This window comes from Roseomonas populi (assembly GCF_024594815.1).
Taxonomy (GTDB): Bacteria; Pseudomonadota; Alphaproteobacteria; order Acetobacterales; family Acetobacteraceae; genus Roseomonas; species Roseomonas populi.
Genome location: NZ_JANJOU010000007.1, coordinates 336,722 through 348,236, shown reverse-complemented (window position 1 = coordinate 348,236; position 11,515 = coordinate 336,722). Strand labels below are relative to the sequence as shown.

8 protein-coding genes and 1 rRNA gene are annotated in these 11,515 nt (G+C 69.8%); 3 read left to right on the top strand and 6 right to left on the bottom strand.

Annotated features, from left to right (window positions below):
* Both NRP21_RS10795 and clpB read right to left on the bottom strand, forming a co-directional pair.
* Positions 1-124, bottom strand: a 16S ribosomal RNA gene (locus NRP21_RS10795); the annotation flags it as partial.
* Between the two features lie 417 nt (positions 125-541).
* Complete coding sequence (gene clpB / locus NRP21_RS10790) at positions 542-3,133, bottom strand: ATP-dependent chaperone ClpB (protein WP_257716209.1); 2,592 nt, start codon at positions 3,131-3,133, stop codon at positions 542-544.
* Between the two features lie 127 nt (positions 3,134-3,260).
* Between clpB and NRP21_RS10785 the strand changes: the two genes are divergently transcribed.
* The 3 genes from NRP21_RS10785 (at position 3,261) to NRP21_RS10775 (ending at position 7,535) form a co-directional block, all read left to right on the top strand.
* On the top strand, positions 3,261-4,040 hold the full coding sequence (locus NRP21_RS10785) for an MOSC domain-containing protein (protein ID WP_257716201.1): 780 nt from the start codon (positions 3,261-3,263) through the stop codon (positions 4,038-4,040).
* 114 nt (positions 4,041-4,154) lie between these two features.
* The gene (locus NRP21_RS10780) at positions 4,155-5,213 is read left to right on the top strand and encodes a glycosyltransferase family 4 protein (RefSeq protein ID WP_257716200.1); all 1,059 of its coding nucleotides are present in this window, start codon (positions 4,155-4,157) and stop codon (positions 5,211-5,213) included.
* A gap of 114 nt (positions 5,214-5,327) precedes the next feature.
* Positions 5,328-7,535, top strand: a complete 2,208-nt coding sequence (locus NRP21_RS10775) for an amylo-alpha-1,6-glucosidase (protein WP_257716199.1) — start codon at positions 5,328-5,330, stop codon at positions 7,533-7,535.
* 70 nt (positions 7,536-7,605) lie between these two features.
* On the opposite strand, the gene NRP21_RS10770 is transcribed toward NRP21_RS10775, so the two are convergent.
* The 4 genes from NRP21_RS10770 to hisS form a co-directional block, all read right to left on the bottom strand.
* Entirely contained in the window at positions 7,606-8,070 is a 465-nt protein-coding gene (locus NRP21_RS10770; RefSeq protein ID WP_257716198.1) for a DUF4167 domain-containing protein, read from the bottom strand.
* A gap of 242 nt (positions 8,071-8,312) precedes the next feature.
* Positions 8,313-9,179: a peptide chain release factor N(5)-glutamine methyltransferase gene (gene prmC, locus NRP21_RS10765; RefSeq protein WP_257716197.1), complete on the bottom strand. Its 867-nt coding sequence runs from the start codon at positions 9,177-9,179 to the stop codon at positions 8,313-8,315.
* The gene (prfA, locus tag NRP21_RS10760; RefSeq protein WP_257716196.1) at positions 9,176-10,231 is read right to left on the bottom strand and encodes a peptide chain release factor 1; all 1,056 of its coding nucleotides are present in this window, start codon (positions 10,229-10,231) and stop codon (positions 9,176-9,178) included. The genes prmC and prfA overlap by 4 nt, the downstream gene beginning before the upstream one ends.
* Positions 10,231-11,475 carry a histidine--tRNA ligase gene (gene hisS / locus NRP21_RS10755; RefSeq protein WP_257716195.1) on the bottom strand — a complete coding sequence of 415 codons (1,245 nt, stop codon included), beginning with the start codon at positions 11,473-11,475 and terminating at the stop codon, positions 10,231-10,233. Before hisS ends, prfA begins: the two co-directional genes overlap by 1 nt.
* Positions 11,476-11,515 lie beyond the last annotated feature (40 nt).

Genomic DNA, 11,515 nt, shown 5'->3' with positions numbered 1-11,515 from the left:
CACCTCAGGACATGTTCCTACGCGTTACTCACCCGTCCGCCACTGACATTGCTGCCCGTGCGACTTGCATGTGTTAAGCATGCCGCCAGCGTTCGCTCTGAGCCAGGATCAAACTCTCAAGTTCATCAACACCTCAGCCCAAAAGACCTCGGCATCTCAGAGAAGACCCTAACCAAAACTCCACTCGCTACTCTCTCTCCCGTATCCCTCCCCAGCTTCAAGATCAGAACACATGACACTGGCCACGCATCCCTCCCCTCTCCGCCAAGCAAGAGCTACAAAACTCTTCCTCGTCTTCAGGAAAACAGATTTGACTTTCAAGGAACAAATGATCCTAGGCTCCGGGTCTCCCCGGTCGGGCAAGCCCAACCTCTGATCGAAACCGCGATCGAAGCGATCAGCGGGGCAACGTATCTAGCAGCTCGAGGCCGCTTCGTCAACCCTGCCCACTCGCTTCTTTCCGGGCCACCTCAGCGTCCTCGCGGGCGCCGTCGGTGTGGGGCGGCTTATATGGGCGCGCCCCACACCTGTCAAAGGGGTGTCACACAGTTTCCGCAACCGTTCCGACCGGCGATACTTCTAGGCCATCGGGCCCGACCGCAACGCCCAGAAGTTGACCGTCGCGAACCGTGCCCTCCAGCAGCATGCCGGCCAAACGGTCCTGCAAGTTGCGCTGGATGACCCTCTTCAGGGGCCGCGCACCGTAGGTTGGGTCGTACCCGGCCTCGGCCAGCCAGTCCCGCGCGCCCTGATCGAGTTCCAGCGTGATCTTCCGGTCGGCAAGCAGCTTCCGCAGCCGCCCGAGCTGGATGTCCACGATGGACCCCATGTCGCCGCGCGCCAGCCGGCGGAACAGCACCACCTCGTCCAGCCGGTTGAGGAACTCCGGCCGGAAGCGGGTGCGGACGACGTTCATCACCTGGCCGCGGACGAGATCGACGTCCTCGCCCTCGGGCTGGGCCGCCAGTATCTCGCTGCCCAGGTTGCTGGTCAGGACGATGAGGGTGTTGCGGAAATCCACCGTCCGCCCCTGCCCGTCCGTCAGCCGCCCGTCATCGAGCACCTGAAGGAGGATGTTGAAGACGTCGTCATGCGCCTTCTCCACCTCGTCGAAGAGGATGACCTGGTAAGGCCGGCGCCGCACCGCCTCGGTCAGCGCGCCGCCCTCCTCGTAGCCGACATAGCCCGGGGGGGCCCCGATCAGGCGCGCAACGGCGTGCTTCTCCATGTACTCCGACATGTCGATGCGCAGCAGCGCGCGCTCGTCGTCGAACAGGAAGCTCGCCAACGCCTTCGTCAACTCCGTCTTGCCCACGCCCGTCGGGCCGAGGAAGAGGAAGCTGCCGATCGGGCGGGACGGGTCCTGCAGCCCGGCGCGGGCGCGCCGCACGGCCTTGGAAACCGCCTCCAGCGCCTCCTCCTGGCCAACGACCCGCTTACGCAGCTCGTCCTCCATGCGGATCAGCTTCGCACGCTCGCCCTCCAGCATCTTCTCGACAGGCACGCCGGTCCAGCGGGAGACGACGGCGGCAACGCCTTCCTCCGTCACCGCCTCGTTCACCAGCCGGCCGCCATCATCGGCTGCCTCCGCGATCTGCTTCTCGAGCGCGGGGATCACCCCGTAGGTCAGCTCGCCGGCGCGGGCGTAGTCGCCCTTGCGCTGGGCCAGCTCAACCTCCGTGCGGGCGCGGTCCAGCTCTTCCTTGGCCTTCTGCGCCTCGCCCAGCCGGTTCTTCTCCGCCTGCCAGCGCGCGGTCAGCGCGGCGGAGCTTTCCTCCAGCGCCGCAATCTCGCGCTCCAGCTTCTCCAGCCGGTCGCGGCTCGCTGCGTCCGTCTCGCGCTTCAGCGCTTCCCTCTCGATGCGGGAGCGCATGAGGTCGCGGTCGATCGCGTCCAGCTCCTCCGGCTTGCTGTCCACGGCCATGCGAAGGCGGGAAGCCGCCTCGTCCACCAGGTCGATTGCCTTGTCCGGCAGGAACCGGTCGGTGATGTACCGGTTGGAGAGGGTCGCGGCCGCGACCAGCGCGCTGTCCGCGATCCGCACGCCGTGGTGCAGCTCATACTTCTCGCGGATGCCCCTCAGGATGGAGATGGTATCCTCCACGCTCGGCTCGCCCACGAACACGGGCTGGAAGCGGCGCGCGAGTGCCGCGTCCTTCTCCACGTGCTTGCGGTACTCGTCCAGCGTGGTCGCGCCGATGCAGTGCAGCTCGCCGCGGGCCAGCGCCGGCTTCAGCAGGTTGGAAGCGTCCATCGCGCCATCCGCCTTGCCGGCGCCAACCAGCGTGTGCATCTCGTCAATAAATAGGATGATCTCGCCGTTCGCGGACTCGATCTCCGTCAGCACGCCCTTCAGGCGCTCCTCGAACTCGCCGCGGTACTTCGCGCCAGCCACCATCGCGCCAAGGTCGAGCGCCAGCACGCGCTGGCTCTTCAGCGCTTCTGGTACGTCGCCATTGATGATGCGCAGCGCCAGCCCCTCGACGATTGCGGTCTTGCCGACGCCGGGCTCGCCGATCAGCACGGGGTTGTTCTTCGTGCGGCGGGCGAGAACCTGGATCGTGCGGCGAATCTCCTCGTCGCGCCCGATCACCGGATCCAGCTTGCCGTCGCGCGCGGCCTCGGTCAGGTCGCGGGCGTACTTCTTCAGCGCATCGAACTGCTGCTCGGCATTCGCGCTATCCACCTTGCGGCCCTTGCGGACCTGATCAACCGCCGCTTCCAGCTTCTGCGCCGTGGCGCCCACCTTCACCAGCAGGCGGCCGGCCGGCGTGTCGCTGGCCGCGATTGCCACCAGTAGCCGGTCCTGGGCGACGAAGCTGTCGCCTGCCTTGCTCGCCATGCGCTCGGCGGCGTCCAGCACGCGCACGAAATCGGGCGTGACCTGCGGCTGGCCGGCGCCGCCGCCGGAGACGCGCGGGTTCCGGCCGACCTCGGCATCCACCTCGCGCTTCGCTGCCGCCGCATCGCCGCCCGCGGCGCGGATCAGCCCGGCGGCCGCCCCCTCCTCGTCGTCCAGCAGCGCCTTCAGCAGGTGCTCCGGGGTGACGCGCTGGTGGTATTCCCGGATGGCGATGGTCTGCGCGGCCTGCAGGAAGCCGCGCGCCCGCTCGGTGAGCTTCTCGATGTCCATATCTCTCGTGTCCCTCATGGAGGCGACCGCCCTCCCCGCCCCAACTGGCAACGGGTTCGGCGTTTGATCGGGATGTGGTATCGCTCTTCCGCCCCCTTCAAGGGGTTGTTTTCGGGAGATCAAGAGGATGCGGGTGGAGCGGCTCTATCGGTACCCGGTGAAGGGGCTGACGGCCGAGGCGCTGGAGGAGGTGAAGCTCACCCCGGGCGAGACCATCCCCCACGACCGCCGCTTCGCCCTCGCCCAGGGCGACTCTCCGTTCGACGAGGCGGCGCCGACCTTTCTGCCGAAGCAGAACTTCGCCTGTATGATGAAGAACGGGAAGGTGGTGCTGGTCCGTGCCGCCTTCGACCCGCACGACGGCACTCTGGCCCTGGCGGCCGCGGGCCACGAGCCACTGATCGCCCGCACGGGAACGGCGGAGGGCAGGGCCGCCCTCGGCGCCTGGCTCATCCGCTTCCTCGGCGAGGAGGCGCGCCACGGCACCGCACCGGACGGGTCCCCCCGCCCCCCGCGCTTCACCGAGGCGCCAGGCCACGCCTTCACGGACCAACGTCTGAAGGGCATCTCCCTTCTCAACCTGGCGAGCCTCGCGGAGGTGGAGAAGGCGATCGGGCGGCGGCTGGACCCGCTGCGCTTCCGTGCGAACGTCTACTTCTCCGGCCTTCCCGCCTGGGCGGAGCACGAGTGGGTCGGGCGGGAGGTGCTGCTGGGCGGCGCCCGGATTTCCGTGTTCAAGCGGACCCAGCGCTGCCCGGCGACCCAGGTGGACCTGGAGACGGGTGAGCGCGACGTGGACCTGCCGCGCCTGCTGCGCGAGCATTTCGGCCATATGGACCTGGGCGTCCATGCCACCGTGGCCGAAGGCGGTAGGGTGGCGGTCGGGGATGCGCTGGAACCCGCCTGACCTGTTGCTGCACCGCAACCGCGCCATCATTTGTTTGTTGTAGCCCCGGTCCCCGGCCGGGGCGCCGGCCGGGGCCGGCGGGGAGGCCCGAGGATCCGGAGAAGTCCTCAACCCATGCGCATCGCCCAGGTCGCGCCTCTCGCCGAAGCCGTCCCCCCGAAGCTGTACGGCGGCACGGAACGGATCGTCTCCTACCTGACCGAGGAACTCGTCGCCCTCGGGCACGAAGTCACGCTCTTCGCCAGCGGCGACAGCCTCACCTCAGCGGAACTGGAGCCGATGCTGCCCCAGGCCATCCGCCTGGACCCCTCCATCCGAGACGCCACGGCGCCGCACATGTTGATGGTGCAGCGGGTCCTGGACCTGGCCGCGCGTTTCGACGTCGTGCACTTCCACATCGACCACCTGCACCTTCCGGCCATGCGCGGCCGCGGCCTGCCCTTCGTCTCCACCTTCCATGGCCGCCTGGACCTGCCGGAGATCCAGCCCCTTCTCTCCGCCTTCCCGGACGCGCCCTTCATCTCCATCTCGGACAGCCAGCGCCGGCCGCTGCACCACGTGGACGTGAACTGGGCCGGCACGGTGCTGCACGGGATCCCGCAGGACCTGCTGCCTTTCAGCCCGCGCCAGGGCGGCTACATTGCATTCCTCGGCCGCATCTCGCCGGAGAAAGGGCCGGACACGGCCATCCGCATCGCCCAGGCCGCCGGAATCCCGATCCGCATCGCCGCCAAGGTGGATCGCGCCGACCAGGCCTATTTCGAGGAGGTGGTGCAGCCCATGCTCTCCCTCCCCGGCGTGGAGTTCATCGGCGAGATCAACGAGGCCCAGAAGGCCGAGTTCCTGGGCAATGCCCTCTGCCTCCTCACCCCTATCGCCTGGCCTGAGCCCTTCGGGCTGGTGATGATCGAGGCGATGGCCTGCGGCACGCCCGTGGTCGCCTTCAACCGCGGCTCCGTGCCGGAGGTGATCGAGGACGACGTCTCCGGCTTCATCGTGGAGGACGAGACGGGCGCCCTGGCCGCGCTGAAAAAGGTGCAGGCTATGGATCGCGCCCGGGTACGCCAGGAGTTCGAGGCCCGCTTCACCGCCCGCCGCATGGCGGAGGACCACCTGGCCATCTACCGCCGCCTGCTCGGGCGGGAGCGCACAACCATCCTCCGCGCGGTCTGAGAGGGGCTGTCCCGGCCGCGGCCCAGGCGCCGTCCGGCCGGGACGTTACGCCGGCGGCGGCAACCCCGGGGCCGGCGCGGCATTCACCGGATGTTCGCGGCAAAGGATCTGTACATGGACGACGAAGGGGCGGGCCTGCCGCGGTCGGAGGAGGAGAGTGGCTGGAGCGTCGCCGCCACGGCCGCCACGGCCCTGGCCCTCTACCGGCCGCGCACGCTGAAGAACGGCTCCTCCTTCCTGGTTCTGGACCATTTCGGCGATGCCCAGGCCATCGGCTCCACCGCTGAAGGCTTGTTCCACGACGACACGCGCTTCGTCTCCCGCCTCTCCCTCCGCGTGGCGGGAATGCGGCCGCTGCTGCTCTCCTCGGCGGTCAGCGCGGACAACACCGTGCTGACTGTGAACCTCACCAACCCCGACCTGACTGTGGCGCCGGACCGCAAGCTGCTCCGGGACACGGTCCATGTGGAGCGCCAGATGGTGCTCGGCGCGGGGATGGTGCGGGAGCGCATCTCCGTGCGGAACTTCGGGGAGGCGCATCTCTCCACGGAGATCTCGCTCTCCATCGCCGCCGACTTCGCCGACATTTTCGAGGTGCGCGGGCAGAACCGCGCCCGGCGCGGGGAGCGGCGCGCCCCGGAAGCCCGCCCGGATGGCAGCCTCGTCTTCGCCTATCTCGGGCTGGACGGGGTGGAGCGCCGCACCCGGCTGGAGTTCAATCCACGGCCGCAGGGCACCCCGGCCCGCGACAACCGTTGGCCAGTAGAACTCGATCCGGGCGGCCAGACGGTCATCGAGGTGATGATCCTCTGCGAGTCCGGAACCGAGGCGGCCGAGGCCCCTTCCCCGCCCGGCTTCGACGCGTTGCTGGCGGGCATCCGCAACTGGTGCGGCGCGCGGGAACGGCAGCGGGCGACCGTGATCTCCTCCAACCAGGCCTTCAACGACTGGTTCGCCCGCTCCGCTTCCGATCTGACGATGCTGACGACGGAGACAGAATCCGGCCCCTTCCCCTTTGCCGGCATTCCCTGGTTCTCCTGCCCCTTCGGCCGGGACAGCCTGATCACGGCCATTCAGTGCCTCTGGGCGGACCCGGAGCTGGCGCGTGGCGTGTTGCGCTATCACGCGAAGCTGCAGGCAACGGAGCTGGACCCGGCGCGGGATGCGGAGCCCGGCAAGATCCTGCATGAGAGCCGCAGCGGCGAGATGGCGGCGCTGCGCGAGGTCCCATTCGGCCGCTATTACGGCTCCGTCGATTCCACGCCGCTCTTCGTCGTGCTCGCCGCGCAGTATGCAGAGCGCACCGGGGACTGGGCACTGGTCCGGGAGATCTGGCCGCATATCGTCGCCGCGCTCGGCTGGATCGAGCGGTACGGCGACATCGATGGCGACGGGCTGCTGGAGTACGACCGGCAGTCCGTGAACGGGCTGGTCAACCAGGGCTGGAAGGACAGCTGGGACAGCGTGTTCCACGCCGACGGCAAGCTGGCCGAGGCGCCCATCGCCCTGATCGAGGTGCAGGCCTATGGCGAGGCCGCCTGGCGCGGCGCGGGGCGCATGGCCAAGGCTCTCGGCCATGAGGACGAGGCCGCCCTATGGACCGATCGGGCTGACGCGCTGCGCGCCCGGGTGGAGGAGGCCTTCTGGATCGAGGAGCTCTCCACCTACGCCCTGGCGCTGGACGGGGAGAAACGGCCCTGCCGCGTCCGCTCCTCCAACGCCGGGCACGCGCTGCTGACCGGCCTGCCCACCCCAGAGCGGGCACGGCGCATCGGGCAGACCCTGATGACGCCGGAGAGCTTCTGCGGCTGGGGCATCCGCACCATCGCGGAGGGTGAGAGCCGCTACAACCCGATGAGCTACCACAACGGCTCAGTCTGGCCCCACGACAACGGGCTGATCGCGCTGGGGATGAAGCGCTACGGGCTGAACGCTCAGCTGGAGCGCCTGCTGACCGGGATCTACGATTCCGCCCTGGCCGTGGACATGTACCGCCTGCCGGAGCTCTTCTGCGGCTTCGCGCGCCGGCACGGCGAAGGGCCGACCTCCTACCCCGTGGCCTGCCTGCCGCAGGCCTGGGCGGCGGCGACCGTCTACGCCGCGCTGGGCGCCATGCTCGGCGTCTCGTTCCGGCCGGAGGATGGGGTGATCCGCTTCCTCCGCCCCTTCCTGCCCTCCTGGCTGGAGGAGCTGCGGATCGAGAACCTGCGGCTCGGCACGGCGATGGTGGACGTGAGGCTACGGCGCCACGACGCCGATGGCGGCGTCTCGCTGAACGTGCTGCGCCGCCGCGGGCAGGTGGAGGTTGCGGTCATCACCTGATGGCCCGGACCGGTGGCCCGGCTCGGCGGCCATCACCTAGCCGCCAGCCCGCCTTTTACTGACCCGCTTCTTACTGAAGGGTCTCGCGGGCCTCGCCCTCGGTGGAGGCGGTGTCGTAGCCGGCAGGGGCGGTGATCTGCGCCTCGCCCTCGCCCTCGGCAAAGCCGTCGCCGCCGCTCTCGTTGCCCTGGTAACGGCGGCCGCCGTGCTGCGGGCCGGCCCCGCCGCCCTGCTGCTGCTGGGCCTGGTTCATGGCGTTGAGGATGCGGAAGTAGTGTTCCGCGTGCTGAAAGTACCCTTCCGCCATCACCCGGTCGCCGGAGCCGGTCGCGTCGCGGCCGAGCTGGAGGTACTTCTCGAAGAGCTGCTGGGCAGTGCCGCGCATCCGCATGTCCGGCCCGATCGAGTCGAACACATGGTTGCGGTTCATCGGCTGATTGCCGTTGTGCTGCGGGCGCGGACCACCGCCGCCACCGCCGCCGTTGTGGCCACCCTGCCGGAAGTTCCCGCGGCCGCGCATACGCTTCATGTTCATCTGGTTCTGGTTCGCACTTCCATGCTCGCGCCGCCGATCTGCGCGCCGTTGGGCTAGGCCCCTGCGGAGACCGGCTGGCGGGTGCTGTCCCCCAATGGGGAAAATGTTGTGCCTGGCGGCGGGCCGGGCGCGCGGCGCACCCCGAAAAGGGGGCCGGGGGCTCCGGTTGACCCGCCGCGCTTCACGCGATGGGGGCCGCAGAGCAAACGTAGTGAGCCCGAGCGATTCCGCCAAATGGTTTTTTACAGGCCTGCCAGAACCAGGGCGCGGGGGACGCCACCCAGATCGGGGCGGCATTCCAGGATCCGGAGCCCGGCTGTGCGGGCCAGGGCGGTCACCGCCATCTCCTGCCCCTGCCCTAGTTCGAGCACGGCCCGGCCGCCCGGCGCCAGAAGGCCGGGAAGCGCCCCAGCCAAAAAGCGATAGGCGTCCAGCCCGTCCGCCCCGCCATCCAGCGCCAGGGCGGGCTCGTGCAGCGCAACCTCCGGCATGAGGGCGGGAATGACGGCGGATTCGATGTAGGGCGGGTTGGACAGGACAAGGTCGAAGCGGCCGGAGAGGGCGCCGGCCCAGTCCCCCGCCACCATAAAGGCGCGATCCGCCAGCCCGTTCCGGGTGGCGTTGGCGCGGGCCAGGGCCGCCGCGGCAGGCTCCCGGTCCACCCCCACGCCGAAGGCCGTGGGGAACTCCGAAAGGGCGGCGAGCAGCAGCGCGCCCGTGCCCGTGCCGAGGTCCAGCACCCGGCGCACGGCACCCCGATTCGGGAAAGCGTCCAGGGCTGCCTCGACCAGCGTCTCCGTGTCGGCGCGGGGGATGAGGGTGGAGCCGTCCACCAGCAGGTCCAGGGTCCAGAAGCCGGCATGGCCGAGGAGCCGCGCCATGGGCACGTTCCTGGCCCGGGCGGCCAGAGCGGCGCGAAAGACGGTCTGGGCGGCCGGCGGCACTGGCGCCCGGGGGTCGCGCAGCAGGTCCTCCTGCCGGCAGCCCATGGCATGGGCGAGGAGGAGGCGGGCCTCCATCCGGGGGCCCTCGATCCCAGCGGCGCGAAGAAGCTGCCCGGCCTGGCAGAGGAAGGCCCCCACCGAAACGCCGGGCTCGCAGTCGCTCATCCCTCCTCGGCCGCCAGGCGGGCGGCTTGGTCCTCTGCCATCAGGGCATCGATCACCTCGTCCAGCTCGCCCATCATCACCCGGTCCACCTTGTGCAGGGTCAGGCCGATGCGGTGGTCGGTCACGCGGCCCTGGGGGAAGTTGTAGGTGCGGATGCGCTCGCTGCGGTCCCCCGTGCCCACCTGCCCCTTGCGGTCCGCGGCCCGGGCGCCCGCCAGGGCCTGCCTCTGGGCCTCGTAGATGCGGGCGCGCAGCACCTTCATCGCTTTCGCACGGTTCTTGTGCTGGGACTTCTCCTCCTGCATCGCCACCACGGTCCCGGTGGGGATGTGGGTGATGCGGACGGCGCTGTCCGTCTTGTTCACGTGCTGCCCGCCGGCGCCGGAAGCTCGGTAGGTGTCGATCCGCAGGTCGCTCTCGTTGATCTGCACATCCACCTCCTCCGCCTCCGGCAGCACGGCGACCGTGACGGTGGAGGTGTGGATACGCCCCTGGGTCTCGGTGGCGGGCACGCGCTGCACGCGGTGCACCCCGCTCTCGAACTTCAGCTTGGCGAAGACGCCGCGGCCGGTGATGGAGGCGGAGGCACCCTTCACGCCGCCCGCCTCGCCCTCGTCCCACTCCAGGATCTCGAAGCGCCAGCCCTGGGCTTCCGCGTATTTCTGGTAGGCACGGAACAGCTCGCCGGCGAAAAGCCCGGCCTCATCCCCGCCCGCCGCCGGGCGTACCTCCAGGATGGCTGAGCGCTCGTCCGCCGCGTCCTTCGGCAGCAGCATGATGCGGATCTCGTGCTCCAGGGCGGGCACGCGATCGCGCTGCTCGTAGAACTCGGCCTCGGCCAGCTCCCGCATCTCGGGGTCGGCCATCATCCCCTCGGCATCGTCCCGGGCGCGCTCGGCCTCGCGCAGCTCTTGCACCTTGGCCACCACGGGCTCGATGTCCGACAACTCCTTCGACAGCGCGCCGAAGCGGCTGCCATCGGCCGTGCCCAACTCGTGCCGCAGTTCCTCCGCACGGGTGAGGAGGCGGTCCAGCTTTGCGGGAAGCGCCATCAGGCCAGCCGGGCGGCCAGTTCCGCCAGGACAACCCGCTCCTGCGTGCCGGCATCGAGGTCACGAAGCTGCGCGGCCCCCTCCGCCAACTCCTCGTCTCCGATGATGACCGCGGCGCGGGCGTTCAGGCGGTTGGCGCGCTCCATGCGGCGCTTCAGGTTGCCCTTGTAGGCGATCTCGGCCGTCACCCCGGCCCGGCGGAGGGCCTGGACGGCATCCAGAGCGGCGCCCTCGGATGCCTCGCCGACCGGGATCACGGCCACGGGGCGCGGCGCGGCGGGTGCGGCGTCCAGCAGCATGGAGAGCCGCTCCACCCCTGCCGCCCAGCCGACGGAGGGCGTGGCGGGGCCGCCCATCTCCTCCACCAGCCCGTCATACCGCCCACCACCCATCACCGTGCCCTGAGCCCCCAGGCGCTCGGTGACGAACTCGAAGGCGGTGTGACTGTAATAGTCCAGGCCGCGCACGATGCGCGGGTTCTCCCGGAAGGGCACCCCGAAGCGCTCCAGCGCGCGCTTCACCTCGGCATAGTGCCGGGCGGCGCCCACGGTCAGGTGCTGGTGGATGGTGGGCGCATCGGCGACCAGGGCGCGATCGCCGGGGTCCTTGCTGTCCACGATCCGCAGCGGGTTCTTCTCCAGCCGCCCACGGCTCTCCTCGGAGAGCTTGTCCACGGAGGCCTGGAAATAGGCCACGAGCGCGGCGCGGTAGGTGTCCCGGCTCTGCGCGTCGCCCAGCGTGTTGATCTCCAGCACCGTCCCCTCGGTGATGCCGAGCGCCTGCTGGATGTGCCAGCCGCAAGCGATCACCTCGGCGTCCGAGAGCGGCTCGGCCGCGCCCATCACCTCGGCGCCGATCTGGTGGAACTGGCGGTAGCGTCCCTTCTGCGGCCGCTCGTAGCGGAACATGGGGCCGGCGTAGAACACCTTGCGCGGCAGGTTGGACTGGGTCAGGCCGTTGGTCACCAGCGCGCGGCAGGCGCCGGCCGTTCCCTCCGGCCGCAGGGTCACGCTCTCCCCGCCCCGATCCGTGAAGGTGTACATCTCCTTCGAGACGACGTCGGAGGTCTCGCCCAGGCTGCGGGAGAAGACGCGCGTGTCCTCGAAAATCGGGGTGGCCCACTCCTCGAAGCCGTAGAGGGAGGTGATGCGCCGCGCCGTGTCGATGACGTGGTGGTGGCGCCGGAACTCCTCGCCGATCAGGTCGTGCGTGCCGCGGGCGGGCTGAAGGTCGGGCTTGGCCATGGTGGCGGGCGCATTAGCACCGCCGGGAGGCGATGTCCCT

Excerpts from the sequence above, each read along its gene's own strand:
- clpB (WP_257716209.1), bottom strand. The coding sequence starts at position 3,133 with ATGGACATCGAGAAGCTCACCGAGCGGGCGCGCGGCTTCCTGCAGGCC.
- NRP21_RS10785 (WP_257716201.1), top strand. The coding sequence starts at position 3,261 with ATGCGGGTGGAGCGGCTCTATCGGTACCCGGTGAAGGGGCTGACGGCC.
- NRP21_RS10780 (WP_257716200.1), top strand. The coding sequence starts at position 4,155 with ATGCGCATCGCCCAGGTCGCGCCTCTCGCCGAAGCCGTCCCCCCGAAG.
- NRP21_RS10775 (WP_257716199.1), top strand. The coding sequence starts at position 5,328 with ATGGACGACGAAGGGGCGGGCCTGCCGCGGTCGGAGGAGGAGAGTGGC.
- NRP21_RS10770 (WP_257716198.1), bottom strand. The coding sequence starts at position 8,070 with ATGAACATGAAGCGTATGCGCGGCCGCGGGAACTTCCGGCAGGGTGGC.
- prmC (WP_257716197.1), bottom strand. The coding sequence starts at position 9,179 with ATGAGCGACTGCGAGCCCGGCGTTTCGGTGGGGGCCTTCCTCTGCCAG.
- prfA (WP_257716196.1), bottom strand. The coding sequence starts at position 10,231 with ATGGCGCTTCCCGCAAAGCTGGACCGCCTCCTCACCCGTGCGGAGGAA.
- hisS (WP_257716195.1), bottom strand. The coding sequence starts at position 11,475 with ATGGCCAAGCCCGACCTTCAGCCCGCCCGCGGCACGCACGACCTGATC.